The organism is Kribbella sp. NPDC003557, assembly GCF_040610805.1.
Classification (GTDB): domain Bacteria; phylum Actinomycetota; class Actinomycetes; order Propionibacteriales; family Kribbellaceae; genus Kribbella.
Genome location: NZ_JBEXMY010000013.1, coordinates 175,346 through 192,656, shown reverse-complemented (window position 1 = coordinate 192,656; position 17,311 = coordinate 175,346). Strand labels below are relative to the sequence as shown.

12 protein-coding genes and 1 pseudogene are annotated in these 17,311 nt (G+C 68.4%); 5 read left to right on the top strand and 8 right to left on the bottom strand.

All coding sequences use genetic code 11. From position 1 onward, the window contains the following. Window positions 1-187 (top strand): hypothetical protein (locus ABZW60_RS39115; protein WP_355485716.1); only part of this gene is annotated, 187 nt, incomplete at its 5' end. 40 nt (window positions 188-227) lie between these two features. Here ABZW60_RS39115 and ABZW60_RS39110 read toward each other — a convergent pair. The 8 genes and pseudogenes from ABZW60_RS39110 to ABZW60_RS39075 form a co-directional block, all read right to left on the bottom strand. Continuing rightward, window positions 228-341, bottom strand: a pseudogene (locus ABZW60_RS39110) (SDR family NAD(P)-dependent oxidoreductase); the annotation flags it as partial. A 17-nt stretch (window positions 342-358) separates the two neighbouring features. Continuing rightward, a complete protein-coding gene (locus ABZW60_RS39105; RefSeq protein WP_355485712.1) occupies window positions 359-2,185 on the bottom strand; it encodes a right-handed parallel beta-helix repeat-containing protein in 1,827 nt (608 codons plus the stop codon). A gap of 7 nt (window positions 2,186-2,192) precedes the next feature. Continuing rightward, a complete protein-coding gene (locus ABZW60_RS39100; protein WP_355485711.1) occupies window positions 2,193-4,052 on the bottom strand; it encodes a right-handed parallel beta-helix repeat-containing protein in 1,860 nt (619 codons plus the stop codon). A 26-nt stretch (window positions 4,053-4,078) separates the two neighbouring features. Continuing rightward, on the bottom strand, window positions 4,079-4,873 hold the full coding sequence (locus ABZW60_RS39095; protein ID WP_355485710.1) for a hypothetical protein: 795 nt from the start codon (window positions 4,871-4,873) through the stop codon (window positions 4,079-4,081). A gap of 19 nt (window positions 4,874-4,892) precedes the next feature. Further along, a complete protein-coding gene (locus tag ABZW60_RS39090; RefSeq protein ID WP_355485709.1) occupies window positions 4,893-6,806 on the bottom strand; it encodes a hypothetical protein in 1,914 nt (637 codons plus the stop codon). Beyond that, a complete protein-coding gene (locus ABZW60_RS39085) occupies window positions 6,803-7,681 on the bottom strand; it encodes a carbohydrate ABC transporter permease (RefSeq protein WP_355485708.1) in 879 nt (292 codons plus the stop codon). Before ABZW60_RS39085 ends, ABZW60_RS39090 begins: the two co-directional genes overlap by 4 nt. After that, entirely contained in the window at window positions 7,678-8,547 is an 870-nt protein-coding gene (locus tag ABZW60_RS39080) for a sugar ABC transporter permease (RefSeq protein ID WP_355485707.1), read from the bottom strand. Before ABZW60_RS39080 ends, ABZW60_RS39085 begins: the two co-directional genes overlap by 4 nt. After that, window positions 8,544-9,821, bottom strand: a complete 1,278-nt coding sequence (locus ABZW60_RS39075) for an extracellular solute-binding protein (RefSeq protein WP_355485706.1) — start codon at window positions 9,819-9,821, stop codon at window positions 8,544-8,546. The genes ABZW60_RS39080 and ABZW60_RS39075 overlap by 4 nt, the downstream gene beginning before the upstream one ends. 177 nt (window positions 9,822-9,998) lie before the next feature. Here ABZW60_RS39075 and ABZW60_RS39070 point away from each other — a divergent pair, with 177 nt between their 5' ends. Genes ABZW60_RS39070 through ABZW60_RS39055 form a run of 4 tightly spaced genes read left to right on the top strand, consistent with a single transcriptional unit; the run spans window position 9,999 to window position 17,218 of the window. Beyond that, window positions 9,999-11,102, top strand: a complete 1,104-nt coding sequence (locus ABZW60_RS39070; protein WP_355485705.1) for an FCD domain-containing protein — start codon at window positions 9,999-10,001, stop codon at window positions 11,100-11,102. Then, complete coding sequence (locus ABZW60_RS39065) at window positions 11,095-12,072, top strand: amidohydrolase family protein (RefSeq protein WP_355485704.1); 978 nt, start codon at window positions 11,095-11,097, stop codon at window positions 12,070-12,072. Before ABZW60_RS39070 ends, ABZW60_RS39065 begins: the two co-directional genes overlap by 8 nt. Continuing rightward, window positions 12,042-14,471, top strand: a complete 2,430-nt coding sequence (locus ABZW60_RS39060) for a glycoside hydrolase family 95 protein (RefSeq protein ID WP_355485703.1) — start codon at window positions 12,042-12,044, stop codon at window positions 14,469-14,471. The genes ABZW60_RS39065 and ABZW60_RS39060 overlap by 31 nt, the downstream gene beginning before the upstream one ends. Then, window positions 14,468-17,218, top strand: coding sequence for a hypothetical protein (locus tag ABZW60_RS39055; RefSeq protein ID WP_355485702.1), 2,751 nt, complete (start codon window positions 14,468-14,470; stop codon window positions 17,216-17,218). The genes ABZW60_RS39060 and ABZW60_RS39055 overlap by 4 nt, the downstream gene beginning before the upstream one ends. Window positions 17,219-17,311: the final 93 nt, after the last annotated feature.

The window sequence follows — 17,311 nt, the reverse complement described above, 5'->3', positions numbered from 1 at the left end:
GGCCTCCTCGATCATCTTGGCGATCGGGGTGGTCTGGGTGAGGGTCGCCTTCGACTTCGACGTGTACGTCGGGCCGGTGTGGAAGCGGCCGAGAGCGCGGCCGACGCAGGCGCGGCCGACGCGGGCGTGGCCGGTGTGGCCGGTGTGGCCGGTGTGGCAGCCAGCGTGGCGTTCGCTGCTTGGTTGAGGTCGGCGGCGAGCTGCTCCGCGGCCGCGTGGTTGCGGTCGCAGATGATCACCTCGCCGCCCTCGGCGGTGATGCGGTGGGCGGTGGCCGCGCCGATGCCGGAAGCTGCTCCGGTGATCAGCGCGACCTTGCCCTTGAACCTTTCGGTATCCATAGCTGTTCAGGAACTCTCTAGGGCTTCTCGTAGGGGAAGGACGGCAGGACGCCGATCTGGTCGTAGCGCATCTTGGAGTCGTCGAACCCGGCCTCCCAGCTGACGTTCGCGAACGTGTCGCACGGTCCCGCGGACGGCCCGTGGTACGGGTCGCTCTCGGTGTTCGTCACCTTGATGTCGGAGAACGCGAACCCGCAGCCGCCGAAGTCCATGTGCACGCCGTACGGCTTCGCGTCCGGCATCGACGGATCCGCGTTCGCGTCGTCGATGACCAGCTGCGACACGGTGGCGTCCGGCGTGTACGGCGGCTCGTTGCGGACGCCGTACGCGTAGAACGGGCCGGTGTCGCCGCTGTCCTGCGCGAGATGCGACAGCCGGACGAACTCGACGGTGTTGCCGCCGGTGTAGTTGTCCGCGTTCGGGATCTCCGGCCGCGACTCGATGCTGATGCCGTACCGCGCACCGTGCTCGACCACCGTATGGCTGACCAGATTGCCGCCGCTGTTCATGATCTCGACGCCGGCCGAGTCACCCGGCACCAGCTCACCGATGTGGTGGATGTAGTTGTTGGTGAACGTGTTGCCGTGGGCCACATCGCCCTCGCCGGGCCAGCCGCCCTCGACCTTGATGCCGTCGTTGCCGATGTGTTCGAGCAGGCTGTCCGAGACCGTGGTCTGCTCGTTCGCGAACAGCAGCTCGATCGCGGTGAAGCCGGTCTGCTGGATGTGCAGCCCGGTCAGCTTGACGCCACGGGTGTTGGTGAGGGTGATCGCGCCCCACCGGTTCCGCGGCAGCTCGATCTGGGTGTCGTACTTCGGGTACTTGTGCTTGACCCCGGAGTCACCCGTCCCGTTCCAGCCGTACCGGTACCAGTCCATGAAGTCGGTGTGCTGGATCGTCAGGCCGTCGAGCGTCAGGTTCTCCACCCGCCGGTTCGGCGACGCGCCCTCCAGCGAGAACACCTGGGTCTGCGTCGGCCGGTAGACCGTGACGCCGTCCATGGTCCCGCCGGCCGGCTTGTAGTACAGCGTCTTCGCCGGGTAGTCCAGGTAGTACTCGCCGGCCTGGTCGAGCAGGCTCAGCGAGTTCTGCACGTAGTACCGCGAGCCGCCGCCGGAGTTGATGAAGCCGTACCGCGCCGGGTAGACCAGCGTGGTCCGCTTCTTGGTGAAGTTGATGTCGAGCATCGGGATGGTGTCGGTGAACCACGACCACGAGCCGCCCGACCACACCGTCACCTGCGCCGGCCACGAGGTGCCGAGCCGCAGGTCCCAGGACGGGTCGATGTCGCCGGCGTTGAACCCGAGCTGGTCGCGGACCGCTTCCTTGGTCGGGTCGAACAGAATGGACCGCAGGTACGGCGCCCACTTGTCGTCGGACGCCCGGTTCGGGTACCGGGCGGTCGTCGCGCGCTTGCCCTCGGCGTACAGGCTGTAGAACGGCTGGCTGACGTCGACCGGCGCCTTGAAGATGCCGTCCTTGTACGGCGTCCAGCCGGTCACCTCCCGCCCCGCCTCGAAGACCGCCTTGCCCGGACCGTCCGCGCTCCGGTACGTCACACCGGAGTCGCGGTCGTCGAACGTGATCGTCTTGTCGACCTGGTACGTGCCGGCCTTCAGATTGACCACGGGCGTGCAACTGGCGTGCGCCCGCACCCGCAGCGTGTCCCGCGCGTGCTCGACCGTCCGCCACGGCTTCCGCTCCGTACCGGCAGCGGAGTCGTTGCCGTTCGGCGACACCCAGGAGGAACCACAGTCCTGGGTGGGCGCCCCGGACCCGACCGCGGAGCCGGCGCCGGCAACAGCCAGCGCGGCACCGACAACCACTCCTACGAGCAGCTTCATCGCGGGATCACCGGCCCGCGACGTCGTACGGGAAGGTGGGCAGCACGCCGATCTTGTCGTACTCCATCTTCGACGCGTCGAACCCTTCGACCCAGTCCGCGTTGGTCACCTCGTTGCACTGGTACGACTGGTACTTCTGGTCGGTCACCTTGCCGACCTGGACGTTGCTGAACGCGAACCCGCAGCCGCCGGCGTCCATGTGTACGCCGCGGGTGCCGCCGGCGTCCGGCATCGACGGGTCCGGGATGACGTCACCGATCACCAGCTGGTCGACGGTGTTCTGCACCGGGTGCGGGTCCTGGTTGTCGACGCCGTAGGTGTAGAACGCGCCCATGTCGCCGCTGTCCAGGCCCATCTGTTCCAGCTTGATGTACTTGAACGTGTTGCCGCTCGCGTACTGGTCGCCGTCCTTGACCTCCGGCCGCGACTCCAGGCTGATGCCGTAGCGGGCGCTGTGCTTCACCTCGACGTTGGTCACCGTGTTGTTGCCGGTGTCCATCAGCTCGACGCCGGACGCGTCGCCCGGGACCAGCTCGCCGATGTGGTCGATGAACACGTTCGAGATCGTGTGGTGGTTGCTCAGGTCGCCCTCACCCGGCCAGCCGCCCTCGACCTTGATGCCGTCGGCGCCGATGTTCTCCAGCAGGCTGTCGGTGATCTTCGTGTGGTCGTTCGCGAACAGCAGGTAGATACCGGTGAACCCGGTGTCGGACAGGTGCAGCCGGCTCAGGTCGATGTTGCTCGTGTTGGTCAGCGTGATCGCACCGAACCGGTTCCGCGGCATCTCGATCTGCCGGTCGTACTCCGGGTACTTGTGCTCGTTACCCGCGTCACCGCCGGCCACCCAGCCGTTGCGGTACCAGCTGACGAAGTCGGAGTACTGCACGCCCAGTCCGTCGAACGTGACGTCGTGCAGCCGGTCCTGCGGCGACTTGCCGGCCAGGTTGAGCACGGTCTTCACCGTGGGCCTCAGGACCTTGACACCGTCCATCGTGCCGGCGCGCGGCTTGTAGTAGACCTCACCGGCCTTGTTGTCGACGTAGTACTCCCCCGCCTGGTCCAGGAAGCTCAGCGAGTTCTGGAAGAAGTAGCGGGAGCCGCCGCGGCTGTTGACCATCGCGTAGCGGGTCCAGTACTTCAGCGTGGTCTGGGTCTTCTTGAAGTTGGTGTCCAGCAGCGGGATGGTGTCGGTGAACCACGACCAGGAGCCACCGGACCAGATCGTCACCGACGCCTGGCTCATGTCCCACGTCGGGTCCCAGTCACCCGGCTTGCCCCACAGCCAGTTGTGGACGTCCATCTTGTCCTCTTCGTAGAGGATCGACGTCATGTACGGCGACCACGTGTCGTCGCTGCCCCGGTTCGGGTAGCGGGCGTTGGTCGCACGCTTACCGTCCTCGAACAGTGTGTAGAACGGCTTCGACGCGTCGAACTTGGCCTTGTAGATGCCGTTCTGCGTCGGCGTCCAGCCGGTGATCTCCTCGGCGCCCTGGAGCTGTGCCTTCCCGGGGCCGTCGGCGCTGCGGTACACGACCCGGTGGCCGTTCTTGCCGGAGTCCTGCTCGTTGAGGTCGATCGTGGACGCGACCGGGTAGTCGCCGGCCTTCAGGTTGACCGTGATGTCACAGTTCATCCGGTCGTTGAGGTGCTTGGTCCGGATCTCGTCACGGGCCCGGGTGACCGTCTTCCACGGTTCCTTCTCGGTGCCCTTGGCGGAGTCGTTCCCGTTCGGCGCGACCCAGAAGTTGTTGCAGTCGGCGGCACCGGCGGGCTGGGCGTTGAATTGGATGGCGGCGACCGTCACCAGGGCAGCCGCGACCACCCCGGCGCCGACGCTGAGCGTCGTACGCCTGGTTCTCTTGGACATTTCGGGCGGGGTCCTCTCTCGGGAGGTCAGGCGCCGGCGTTGCCGTTCTGGCTGCGCCAGCGTTCGTACTCGAGCCGGGTCTTCTCGTTCAGGGGGTAGTAGTCACGCAGCGGGGCGCCCTCGTCGATCCGGCGCCGGCTGAACTTCTCCCACTCGTCGTGCGCGGCGGCCGCCTCGATGACGGACTCGGCACGCCGGCGGGGGACGACGACGGCACCGTCGTCGTCGGCGAGCACCAGGTCCCCCGGCAGCGTGAGGACGCCGCCGACCGCCACCGGGACGTTGTACGCCCACGGGAACAGTTCGGACTGGGACGCGTAGTGCGGGGTGGCTCCGGTGGACCAGATCGGGACGTCGAGCTGCGACACCCGCGGTACGTCGCGGATCCGGCCGTCGACGACGATGCCGGCTCCGCCGCGGAGCTTGAAGTAGCGGACCAGCATGTCGCCGAAGCAGCCCGTGGTGTGGCTGCCGTACGCCTGGACCACCAGGACGTCGCCGGGCTGGATCTCGTCGAGCACGGCCCACAGCGCCGTACTGCGCTCGATGTACTCCTGGGTCTGCCCGTCGGCGATGTCCTCACGCTGCGGCATGAACTGCAGGGTCAGCGCGCGGCCGACCACCTTCTTACCGGGGAACATGCTGGTCGGACCGTCGACGAAGGTCCGGCGGATGCCCTGGTTGTGCAACCGGGCGCAGGCGGTGGCCGACCCGATCTCCGACAACCGCGACACCAGGTCCGGGTCCGATGGCGGCGGGTTCTCGCCGCGCACCGGCAGATCCCAGACCGGCGTCACCGGAGCTTGTTCCGTGCTGCTCATATGTCTCCTCAGTACTCGATCAGTCAAGCGCCAGGTGTGCGGCGCGGTAGGTGTTCCTGGTCAGCCGCAGATCGAGCCGGATGGTCCGGCCGGGCGGCATCGTCACTTCGAGTCTGTTGCTGCCGACAACCACCGTCCGGCGGCCGGGCGCCGGCGGGGTCGAGGTGTACGCCGGGGACGGCCCGGGGTACTCCCCCGTCGCGGTGGACACGGTCGCCTCGTCGATCCGGTCCGTGCCGAAGCTCCCGGCCTGCACGATCACGCGACGGGTCTGCGTCGCGGACAGGTTGACCAGCTGCAGGCCGGTGCGGTCGGGCTCGACCGTGTCGACCAGTGCCGCGACGTCCGGTGGCAGACCGGGACGCCCGCGGTCGGCGTCCAGGTACAGCACACGCATCGGCAGCAGGCCGCCGTTGTAGAGCAGCTGCGGCGTCCCCGTGGTCAGCTGCAGCAGGGCCTCGGTGGCGACCGGGTTGTGCCGCTGCCAGTGGTGGATGTTCATCTCGGCGGGGTCGACGGTGTCGACGGCCATCAGGTCCATCCGTCGCTGCACCTGCGACAGCGCGACGCCCAGCATCGCCTCCGGGTAGCCCGGGTTGTCGCCGGCCAGGTACGCGAGCCAGGGCGCCTCGTGACCTGCGTCCTCCTTGTTGCGGAAGTCGCGGACGGTACGCCAGTCGTAGCCGCTGCGCTCTCGCAGGCCGGCCAGCCGGTCGCGGTCCCCCGACTCGAACGACGCCTGCCACAACCACATCGGCAGGCCGAGCTGCGGCGGCTGGTAGTCGAACCAGCCGTCGTCGTTGTGCCGGTTCGGGATCAGCAGCGTCGGGTTGGCGCAGTCCTCGCCGAGCTCGGCCTCCCAGCGATCGCGGATGCTCATCTCGGTGCTGTCGACGGCACCGCTCACCCCGCGCTCGTACAGGTGGTCCAGGAGTTGCCGGGCGAAGTCCAGCCGCTTGGAGTCACCTGTGAGTACGGTGCCGTTCAGTGCTGCGACGCAGGCGGCCGAGCCGACGCTGTACACGCCGTGCGGCCAGTTCCACCCGTAGTTGCCGCCGTACCAGCGACCGTCGTGCAGCTCGCCGACGATGCCGTTCGGGCCGACGTTGTCGGGCAGCAGGCCGCCGTTCGCCTTGGCCCGCTCCTCCCACGCGTCCAGGTACTCCAGGGTCCAGGCGGCGAACCGGTCACTGTGGTCGTACAGCCAGGCGTTCGCGGTCAGTGTGGTCGCGGCCAGGTTGACCGCGGTGTCACCAGCACCGAGTCGGCGGATCATCTCCGCACCCATCAGGTCCGCGTTGTCCTTCAGGTCGTCCCAGTGGGCGATCCCCGGCACACCGGATAGCGGGAGCCCGAAGATCCGCATCCGCTCCTGATTGGTGCCGAACGTCCGCCACTCGTCGTTGATCCCCCACCGCGGCCCCCCGGCGCCGTTGTGCGGTGCGCGGATCGTCCGGGTCGCGGGGTCGTAGTTGCCGGTGGGCGAACCAGGCAGGTACAGCTCCGCGAACCGGTACGCGCGCTCGCGGAACACCTCGTCGGTCGGGTCGGCGGCGCACAGCGAGTAGAAGAAGATCATCGACTCGCCGATGTGGAACCAGTCGTACCCGCGCTCGAACTCGTCGACCAGGAACCCCAGGTCGGTGAGCTGCCGGGTGACGCCTTCCCAGTGCCACTTCGACACGTCGATCAGGTCGTCCGCGCCGCCCAACTGGTAGAGCACCGGCCAGTTGACGAACGCCTCGTAGAAGTCGTCCGCGCCGTCCCGGCTCTGCATCGGGCCGGCGTAGCGCAGGCCGCCGTCCGGCAGGCAGTAGCGTTCCCGGAACAGCCACCAGCCCTCGTCCATCACGTCGAACAGGCGGCGCTGCATGATCGCCCAGGCCGGGGGCGTACCGATCGGCGTCTCGGCCAGGACCGTGGTCGTCGTCATCCCTTGGTCGCTCCCGCGGTCAGGCCGCTGATCACGTGCCGCTGGAGCAGCACGAAGACCACCAGCAACGGAGCCACTGCGAGCAGCAGCGTCGGGAACACCACCGTGTAGTCGGTGGAGTACTGGCTGACGGCGGCGTACACACCGGTCGTGACGGTGTACAGCCCGCTGCCGGGGCCGAGGATGATCTGCGGGTTCACGAAGTCGTTCCACACCGAGAAGGTGTTCAGGATGACCATCGTCACCACGGCCGGTTTCATCAACGGGAACACGATCGACCAGAACACCCGGTGCTTGCCGGCGCCGTCGACCGCCGCCGCCTCGTCCAGGCTGGCCGGGATCGTCATGATGTACCCGGCGTACAAGAAGATCGAGAACGGCAGCGTCAGCGTCGTCTCGAACAGCACGAAGCCGGGGATCGTGCCCATCAGCCCGAGGAACTTCAGCGTGTAGACGACCGGGATCACCAGCACCTGGCTGGGGATGAACGTCCCGGCGACGAACAGCAGCAGAAGCATCCGGTACCGGCGTTCGCCGCGCCGGGCGATCACGTACGACACCGGGCCGGCCAGCGCCACGGACAGGACGTTCACCGACACCACGAACAGGATCGTGACGGCGTAGCCCTTGAGGATGTTGAAGTCCGGGTTCGTCGCGGCCTTCCGCAGGTACTCCGTCGTCAACTGGTCCGGCGACAGCGAGAACGGGTGCGCCAGGATGTCCTGCTGCGACTTGAACGCGCTGATGACCAGCAGGTACATCGGCACCAGCATCAGCACGCTGGTCACCACCAGGAACGCGACCCGTCCCCAGCTCTTGGTCTTCCACGGCTTGAACTGCACAGTGGCCACCCGAGGCATCCGGAGCGCGCTCATGCCTGCACTCCTTGGTCAGCCCGAGCCCGGAGCCGGGCGACGGTCAGAGCGAGTCCAGCCGTGATGACCATCAGTACAACGCTCTGCGCCGAGCCGAAGCCGAGCGCGTTGTTGTGGAACGAGTCCCACAGGATCAGGTACGCCGCGGTCTGCGTGGACCCGGCCGGGCCACCACCCGTCAGCGACACCACCAGGTCGTACGTCTTCAGCAGCGTCACCAGCGACAGCACCAGGTTCACCGTGACGACAGGCGCCAGTGCGGGCAGCGTGACGTTGAAGAACGTCTGCCGCTTCGAGGCGCCGTCGATGCGCGCCGCCTCGAGCAGGTCCTTCGACACGGTCTGCAGACCCGCCAGGTAGAGCACGACGTTCACACCGAAGCCAGCCCAGACCAGTACGGCGATCAGACTCGCCAGCGCCCATTTCGGGTCGGACAGGAACGGGAGGACATCGGCACCCTTCGAGGTCAGCCAGCCGTTGACGACGCCCGACGTACCGAGCACGGCGCTCCACAGGAAGCCGACGACCAGTGCGCTCAGCACGTGCGGGTAGAACAGCACGATGCGGAAGAACGCGTTCAGCCGGGAGGCCCCGTTCACCAGCAGCGCGAACCCGAGGCCGAACACGCTCAGCAGGACCGTGCCGACCGCGGCGATCAGCAGCGTCACCCAGCCCGCACGGATCGCCTCGGCGCTGTGCGTCAGGTTGACGTAGTTCTTGAGGCCGACGAACGCCGGGTTCGCGCTGTACCCGTCCCAGTCGGTCAGGCTGAGGTAGAGCGACAGACCGACCGGGACGACCAGCATGACGACGAACAGCGCCAGGGCGGGGCCGACCATACTGAGGGTGGTCAGACGGGCTCTCACGATTTCGAGCCCATCCAGCTGTCGATGCGGGTGGCGACGTCCTTCGCGCTCTTCCCCGTGTACAGGCTCTGGACCGCCTTGTTCCACTCGCCGTTGAAGCCCTGCGGCAGCGTGTTCGCGCCGTACCCCTCACCCTGGGCGACCTGCTTCGGCGCCTGGTCGAGGATGTCCTGCACCTGCTTGCCGAGCGGCGACAGCTTGTCGGTGTAGCCCTTGCGGAAGTTGCCGTCCTGCGCGAGCTGGCTCTGGACCGCGGTCTTGTCGGTGACGAGCCACTGCACGAGCTTGATCGACAGGTCACGCTGCTTGGTGGACTTCAGCACCATGTACGGCGCGGCCATCGTGACGCCCTGCGGACCGGGCGACGGCTGCCCCTTGTCGGTCGGGGCGGCGAACACGCCGAGGTCGAACGTGGGCTTGGCCTCGTCGGCGGTCCGGACGAACCAGCTGCCCATGATGTACATGCCGGCCTTGCCGGACAGGAAGTTGGTCTGCGCGCCGACGTCCTTCAGGCCCAGCGCGTTCTTGTCGACGTACCCGTTCTTGATCCAGGACTCGTAGCGCTCCAGCAGCGGCAGCATGGTCTCGCCGACCTTGGCCTGCTTGGAGCTGACCTGCTGGTACCAGTCCGGGTACTTGGTCGCGATCGACGGGTCGCTGAGCTGCAGCAGCTGCAGACCGGTCACGTAGTCGCCGGCCGTCTGCAGGGGCAGGTAGCCGGCCGCCTTCAGCTTGGCCATGGCCTCGGTGAGCTCGTCCAGGTCCTTCGGCGGCGCGCTGATCCCGGCCTTGGCGAAGGCGTCCTGGTTGTAGAACACCAGCGACTGGGCCTGCTGGCCGACACCGACCGTGTACACCTTGCCGTCCAGCGAGGCCTGCTCGACCAGCGGCGTGTCCTTGGTCCAGGCCTGGTCGGTCAGGTCGAGCATCTGCGGCGCCAGCACCTTGTCGGCCATCAGCGTCTCGACGACATCCGGCGCGTTGCCGGCCGCCAGCAACTGCGGCAGCGTGTCCTTCACACCCGACCCGGTCGGCGCCTCGATCTTCACGTCGACGCCCGGGTTGGCGTCCTCGAAGGGCTTGACCAGCCCCTCCCAGTAGCTCTTGGTCAGGTTGGGGGTGATGTTGACCAGCATCCGGACTTCGCCGGTGCTGTCACCAGCAGCACCCTTGTCGTCGCTGAAGCCGCCACCGCAGCCCGCCGCGCCCACCAGGATCACAACGGATGTCAGCAGGCCGAGCTTGCGCCCTGGTTTGCGTGCCGAACGAGCCATTTCCGGGTCCTCCTCGGATCGTCCCGGCGTCGGGGGCGGCCGGGCGTCGTTATCGAGTGACGATGCAGAGCGGCGCGCCGAAGTGTCAACGTTTACGCGACAAAGTGGACGTTGTGAGTCAGAAGTCCATGCCATATAGGGTTGGCAGAACGCTGTGAACGGGGTCACCATGCAGCCATGCCCGATGCCGGAAGACCGAAGTCGCCGCTGACCCTGTCGGTGGCCGAGCGGACCGCGCTCAGCCAGCTCGCGGCCGCGCCGCGGACCACCGACGCGATGCGGCTGCGGGCCAGGATCGTGCTGGCCAGCGCCGAGGGACGGTCGAACAAGGCCGTCGCGGACCTGCTCGAGGTGACTCCCGGCACGGTCGGCAAGTGGCGCCGCCGGTTCCTCCGGATGGGCATGGCCGGTCTGGACGACGGGATGCGCAGCGGGCGGCCGCGGATGGTCGACCGGGTCCGACTGGGCGCGGGATCGATGGCCGATTCCGGACATCGCGCGTCGACCCGCGAGCTGGCGGCGACGTACGGCGTCTCGCAGTCGACGGTCTCGCGGCGACGCCGGGAGGAGAGCCAGCACTACCGCTCCGGTGCTGGAATCGTCCTGGACAGCCGTCCCGGGCCGCCGGTGGCCGGTGACACAGAGTTGCTGTCCGACCGCGTGTACGAGGCGATCCGCGGCTGGATACTGTCCGGGGAGCTCGCGCCCGGGATGCGGGTGGTCGAGTCCGAGATCGCGCGGGTGCTCGGAACCAGCCAGACGCCGGCCCGGGAGGCGGTCCGGCGGCTGGCGCACGAGGGCCTGGTCACGTACCGGCCGCGGCTGGGCAACTTCGTCACCGAGATCTCGCAGGTCGAGGCCCGGGAGGCGCGGGAGGTCCGCGTGCTGCTGGAGTCCGCGGCGGCGCGGCGCGCGACCGGGCATGTGCCGCCGGAGGAGCTGGATCTGCTCCGCATCGAGGTCCAGCGGATGATCGAGGCCGCCGGGCACCACGACATCGGCGCCTTCCGCGAGTCCGACCTGCGCTTCCACCGCCAGGTGCTGGCCACCAGCGGCAACTCGATGCTCCTCCGCGTCTGGCGCACCCTCGAGCCGGCCCTCTGGAGCCTGCAGGTCGTCTCCAACGCCATGTACGCCGGCGACTGGGGCCTGATGGCCCGCCGCCACCTGGACCTGATCGAAGTCCTCAACGGCACCGACCCCGAAGACTCAGCCCGCCTCTTCGCCGCCCACGCCCGAGGCGAAAGCTCCATCACCAGACCCGCCGGCCACCATGACTGAACCACCCCCCACCGCAGCCGAACCCCGGGCGCGGCCTGGTGATGCGGCCCCTGCGGGGCCGCCTATTGATGCACACGTGCACGTCTGGGACCTCCGGCGGCGCCGGCTGCCCTGGCTTCGGCCGGGGCACCCGCTTCGGCGGGACTTCACGCTCGCAGACTTCGCAGACCCTGCCCGCGGGCAGGGTCCACACCCCGACGGCGGAGCCGGCGGACACCCTTTGGACCCTGGCGGCGCAGCCGGCCGCCACCACCCGGACCCCGCCGGCGCAGCCGGCGGGGTGGTGCCGGAGGTTGTGTTGGTGCAGGCGGATGCTGATCCGGGGGAGGTTGGGGATCTGCTGGCGGTGGCTCGGCAGGAGTCCTCTGTGGTTGGGGTGGTGGGGTGGTTCGATCTGTGGGAGTTTCCGGATCGGGTGCCTGATGATCCGTTGCTGGTGGGGGTGCGTAGTCCGCCGGTCGATCAGAGTGATCCCGAGCTGCTGACAGACGCCGCGCATGTGCGGGGTGTGCGGGCCGCCGCTGATGCCGGCCTCGCGATCGACCTGCTCATCCGCCCGTCCGCTCTGATCGGCGCCGCCCGGCTGGCTTCGGTCGTGCCGGAGGCGCGGCTGGTTCTCGACCACCTCGGCAACCCCACCACCGCCACCCCGGAATGGCGCGCCGGACTTCAGGCGCTCGCCGAGTGCCCGAACGTCACCGTCAAACTCTCCGGCACCGCCCACCTCGCGACCGACGACCTCCGCGCACTGGTCGACGTCGCCCTCGAACTCTTCGGCAGTGAACGGTTGCTGTTCGGCTCGGACTGGCCCGTGTGCACGCTGGCCGCCCGCCGCGCCGAGGTGATCCGCCGTACCACCGCACTGCTGCCACCCGCCACGCACAACGACGTGTTCCGTGGCACCGCCCAGCGCATCTACCGCCCCAGGGAGACCGCCCCATGTCCGAATACACCAGACGCCAGGTCCTGAAGACCGCCGGCGCCGCGGCCGGCACCGCAGTCGTCGCCGGCTCGATCACCCACCCCCTGTCCGCCTCCGCCGCGCCCCCGCCCGGCAGTGACACCAACCCGCTGAAGCTCTGGTACACCCAGCCCGCCACCGAGTGGCTCCAGGCGCTTGCCGTCGGCAACGGCCGGCTCGGCGCGATGGTGTACGGCGGGACCGCGACCGAGACCCTGCAGCTCAACGAGGACTCGATCTGGGCCGGCGGCCCGCACCAGTACGACGACCCGGTCGGCAAGGAGGTGCTGCCGGAGATCCGCCGGCTGATCGCCGAGGAGCAGTACCTCGACGCGCAGAACCTCGCCGACGAGCACTTCATGGGCCGCCCGACCGAGCAGATGCAGTACCAGCCGGTCGGCTACCTCTCACTCGCCTTCCCGGGCATCGACGCGACCGCGGTCACGGCGTACCGCCGGGAACTCGATCTGACCACGGCGACCACGTCGGTCAGCTACGAACACGCGGGCGTGCGCCACACGCGGGAGGTGTTCGTCAGCCATCCCGCACAGGTGCTGGTGATGCGCCTGACCGCGAGCCAACGCGGCGCCCTCACCTTCGACGCCACCTACAACACCGAGCAGGCAGCCACGCCCGCGACGTACGACGAGCGGACGCTGGCGCTCAACGGCATCAGCGGCGACGCCGAAGGCCTCAAGGGATCGGTCAAGTTCTGCGCGCTGCTCCGCGCGTTCGCCGACGGCGGCACCACGACGGTTGCTGACGGCAAGCTCTCGGTCGCCGGCGCCGACGAGGTCACACTGCTGTTCTCGGTCGGCACCAGCTACCTGAACTACCTCGACGTCAGCGCGGACCAGGTCGCTCGCGCCGCGGCGCCGCTGACCAAGATCGGCCGCCCGGCGTACGGCGGTCTCCGGCACGCACACGTCGAGGACTACCAGCGCCTGTTCGGCCGTCTCGACCTGGATCTCGGTACGTCGGACTCGATCGCCCTGCCGACCGACCAGCGCATCACCGCGTTCCGCAACGGCGGCGACCCGCAGCTGGCAGCCCTGTACTACCAGTTCGGCCGGTACCTGCTGATCTCCAGCTCCCGCTCACCGGGTCAGCCCGCGAACCTGCAGGGCATCTGGAGCTACAAGATGCTGCCCGAGTGGCAGTCCAAGTTCACGCTGAACATCAACTGCGAGATGAACTACTGGCCGGCCGGCCCGGCCAACCTCGCGGAGTGCTGGGACCCGCTGTTCCAGATGATCGGCGAACTGTCGGAGTCCGGCGCGCGGACGGCAGCTGCCATGTACGACGCTCCTGGCTGGGTCGCGCACCACAACACCGACGGCTGGCGCGGCACCGCACCTGTGGACTTCGCGTACTACGGTGTCTGGCCGACGGGCGGCGCGTGGCTGTCCCTGCTGTTCTGGGAGCGCTACGAGTACACCGGCGACCTGGAGATGCTCCGCAAGTACTACCCGGTCCTCCGCGGCTCGGTGGAGTTCTTCCTCGACCAACTGCAGACCGACGCGAAGACAGGCTGGCTGGTGACCAGCCCGTCGCACTCCCCCGAGCTCAAGCACCACGACTACGACAACGTCGGCGTGAGCATGTGCGCCGGGCCGACGATGGACACCGAGATCCTGCACGACCTGTTCAAGGTGTTCGGGCAGGCGACCGCGGCGCTGGGCGTGGACAGCGCGATGGCCGCGCAGGCCGCCGCGGCGCGGGCCAAGCTGGCGCCGATCCAGATCGGGTACCTCGGCCAGATCCAGGAGTGGCTGATCGACTGGGAGGAGGCCGCCATGGAGACGAGTCGACACGTCTCACACCTGTGGGCCGTGTTCCCGAGCGACCAGGTGACACCCCGCCGTACGCCGGAGCTCGCCGACGCCGCCCGCAAGTCGCTGGAGCTCCGCGGGCCGGCCGTCACCGCCGGGTGGTCGCTGGCGTGGAAGCTCAACCTGCGCGCCCGGCTGCTCGAGCCGGACAACGCGTACAAGCACCTGACGCAGTTGCTGGGCCCGGGGCGGACGGCGCCGAACCTGTTCGACCTGCACCCGCCGTTCCAGATCGACGGGAACTTCGGCGGCGTTTCCGGCATCACCGAAATGATCATGCAGAGCCACTCCGGCGAGGTCGCGCTGCTGCCGTGTCTACCGACGGCGTTCCCCACCGGAAGCATCCGGGGTCTGCGCGCCCGTGGCGGGTTCGACCTGGAGTTCTCCTGGTCCGGCGGGAAGTTGGTCAAGGCGAAGATCCGGTCGCTGCTCGGAAACCGGCTGCGGCTGCGCACCGGCGCTGTGGTGGACGTGAAGTCGTCCGCCGGGCCGGTCGCGTTCGCCCGCCCGGAGGACGGCGTCGTCGAGTTCCGCACCCGTCCTGGCATCGACTACTTCGTCGAGGTGCGCGCATGAACGCCCTGAGACTGACGATGCCGCTGCTGGTCGCACTGCTCAGTGTCGGCGCTACATCGCTGCCGGCAGCCAGTAGTACGCCTGCTGATCAGGAGACGACGGCCTGGCACGACGGCGCGCTTCAGGGCGATACAGCCGGCCTGGTGTCGCGATCAGACCTCGTCCAAGAAGGTCCTGCCTGGCGTTACTACCAGGCGATGCCGCTGGGCAACGGTGTGCTCGGCGCCTCGGTCTGGGCCGAGAAGGGCTACAGCGCCCAGCTCAACCGCGTGGACACGTTCCCGGACCTCAAGTCCGCAGGGCGTCTCGTCGTACCTGGACTGGACTCGCTCATGCGTGCCGACGACTACAGCGGCCGGTTGTCGCTGTACGACGGTCAGGTCGTGCAGCGCGGTGGTGGAATGACCGCGCGTTCCTATGTGCGTGCGGACGCGGATCAGTTCGTACTGGAAGTCACCGGCGCCGACCCGTCGCGTCCGCAGACCGCTGACCTCAAGTTGTGGGCGGGGCGTACCCCTGCGGTCAGTGCCGCGAACGGGATCGCCGCGCTGGCCGAAACGTTCCACGACGAGGCGTCCGGCAGCATCACCGGTGCGGTCGCCGCGCTGACCGCACAGGCGCAGGGCGTCACGGCGTCGGTGGTCGACCCGCTAACGGTGCGGCTGACGTTCCGTCCCAAGGCGGACGGCAGCTTCCGGCTCGTCGTCGGCGTTCCGTCGTACCGCGGCGGCGAACTGAAAGCAGCGGCGCGGCGGGCGGTGGTCGAGACGCCCAGTCACCACCTCGACTGGTGGCACGCGTACTGGCAGAAGGCGGCGCCGATGCGGATCACGTCCGCGGACGGGTCCGGCGAGTACGTCGAGAACCTGCGGACGCTGCAGCTGTACACGATGGCCGCGTCGATGCGCGGCGACGTACCGAGCACGCACGGCGCCGTCGTCCGGATGTTCTCGTCGTCCGGGGACCAGGCGGACTGGGCACAGGACTCGTACTGGCACTTCAACCTGCGGATGCTGGTGTCCGCGAACCTCGGCGCCGGCGTCGGCGAGCTCAACTCGCCGTACTTCAAGTTCTACCTGGATCGTGCCGAGCTGATGCGCGAGTGGACGCGGACGCACTGGATCGGCGGCGAGGGCCTGTGTCTGCCGGAGTTCATGCGGTACGACGGCACCGGCGACGGCTGCGACAACACGCAGGAGCCCAGCTGGACACGGAGGATCCTGACCAGCGGTCCGGAGCTGGTGAACAACATCTGGCAGCAGTACCGCTACACCGGTGACAAGGCGCTGCTGGACCGCAGCTATCCGCTGATGCGGGACGTGGCGCGGTTCTACCTGTCGGCGATGACGACCGGGGCGGACGGCTACCTGCATCTGGAGCACGTGAACGCGCTGGAGGTGCAGTGGGACACCACCGACCCGGTGCCGGACCTGGCTGCGATGCGGGTGATCTTCCCGCTCGTCGCCGACCTGGCGCAGTCGCGCGGTGACACCGCTCTGGCCACACAGTTGCGGGACGCGGTGGGCAAGCTGCCGCCGTTCCGGACCGTCGAGCGGAACGGTGAGCAGGTGCTGGCTTGGTCCGGCACTGACGAGGAGGCCCACAACACGCAGAACCCGGAGATGGAGGCGCTCTGGCCGTGGGGCGTGTTCGACGAGACGTCCGAGCTGATGCAGGCGACCTACCGGCAGCGCGTGTACCCGCAGGACAAGGACTGGGGGATGGACGCGACCTGGGCCGCGCGGCTCGGGCAGTCGGACGAGGTGAAGCGGATGCTGCTGAAGGGCATCGCCGACTTCCAGATCTACCCGAACGGTTTCACCGTCCACCGCACCGGTCAGGAAGCGGTCCGCAACCACAGCTTCTACAACGAGTGGGGCGGCGTCCTCAGCACTGGTCTACAGGAAGCCTTGGTGCAGTCGTACGACGGCGTTGTTCACGTCGCCCCAGCATGGCCGCGGGACTGGGACGTCGCAGGGTCGGTGCAGATCGAGGGCGGGCACCGGATCAGCGCCGAGGTGCACGACGGCGTACCGACGGTGGTCGGTATCCAGGCCGGCAGCCGGGAGACGTTGAAGGTGCGCAACCCGTGGCAGGGTCAGAAGGTTCGCGTGGTCGACTCACACGGGCGGGTTGTCGTGGGTGCCACCTCGGCTGACGTCGTGTCGGTCGCGGTCGTCCCGCAGGCGTCATACACGGTGGAGCGCGTCGCAGTACCGCTCTCGTCGTTCAAGTACGCGCCGCTGACCGGCCAGCCGGCTACCGCGGTCAAGACCGTGGGGAACCGGGTGCTGGGCATCAAGCGCAGCGAGCCGCCGTTGGTGAGCGACCTGGTGTCCGTGGCGGCGCCGGAGAAGCTGTCCAACCTGGTGAAGGCACAGGTCGGTGCACCGATCTACGTGGACCGCAGCTACACGGTCAGCGAACTGCCTGGTCAGTTGAACGGGCAGGCGTTGATCCAGGGAGCCAACGACGACTCCAAGGCGACCACACCACCGAACTACCTGACGCTGAACCTGACCCGCCCGGCCACGGTCTACGTCGCCTTCGATCCACGCGGCGAGAACGTGTGGTGGCCGGCATGGCTGTCCGACTACACCCGCACCGGCGAGACCGTCGGCACCACAGACCAGCGCCTGATCCTCTTCAAACGCGACGTACCCGCCGGACAACTGACCCTCGGACCGAACTCCGGGGTAGCCGGCAAGGGCAATTCCACCTACGTCACATTCGTGGTACCACGCTAGCCATGTTCAACCACGCCCCCGACGGCTACTACCGACTAGCCGCCGGGGGCGAGGACAGCCGCGGCAACGTCCCTTACGTCGAGCGCCTCCAGG

What these genes read in the sequence shown, in the direction of transcription:
- ABZW60_RS39095 (WP_355485710.1), bottom strand. Translation starts at nt 4,873, where the DNA reads ATGAGCAGCACGGAACAAGCTCCGGTGACGCCGGTCTGGGATCTGCCG.
- ABZW60_RS39070 (WP_355485705.1), top strand. Translation starts at nt 9,999, where the DNA reads ATGCCCGATGCCGGAAGACCGAAGTCGCCGCTGACCCTGTCGGTGGCC.
- ABZW60_RS39100 (WP_355485711.1), bottom strand. Translation starts at nt 4,052, where the DNA reads ATGTCCAAGAGAACCAGGCGTACGACGCTCAGCGTCGGCGCCGGGGTG.
- ABZW60_RS39105 (WP_355485712.1), bottom strand. Translation starts at nt 2,185, where the DNA reads ATGAAGCTGCTCGTAGGAGTGGTTGTCGGTGCCGCGCTGGCTGTTGCC.
- ABZW60_RS39075 (WP_355485706.1), bottom strand. Translation starts at nt 9,821, where the DNA reads ATGGCTCGTTCGGCACGCAAACCAGGGCGCAAGCTCGGCCTGCTGACA.
- ABZW60_RS39055 (WP_355485702.1), top strand. Translation starts at nt 14,468, where the DNA reads ATGAACGCCCTGAGACTGACGATGCCGCTGCTGGTCGCACTGCTCAGT.
- ABZW60_RS39085 (WP_355485708.1), bottom strand. Translation starts at nt 7,681, where the DNA reads ATGAGCGCGCTCCGGATGCCTCGGGTGGCCACTGTGCAGTTCAAGCCG.
- ABZW60_RS39090 (WP_355485709.1), bottom strand. Translation starts at nt 6,806, where the DNA reads ATGACGACGACCACGGTCCTGGCCGAGACGCCGATCGGTACGCCCCCG.
- ABZW60_RS39060 (WP_355485703.1), top strand. Translation starts at nt 12,042, where the DNA reads ATGTCCGAATACACCAGACGCCAGGTCCTGAAGACCGCCGGCGCCGCG.
- ABZW60_RS39065 (WP_355485704.1), top strand. Translation starts at nt 11,095, where the DNA reads ATGACTGAACCACCCCCCACCGCAGCCGAACCCCGGGCGCGGCCTGGT.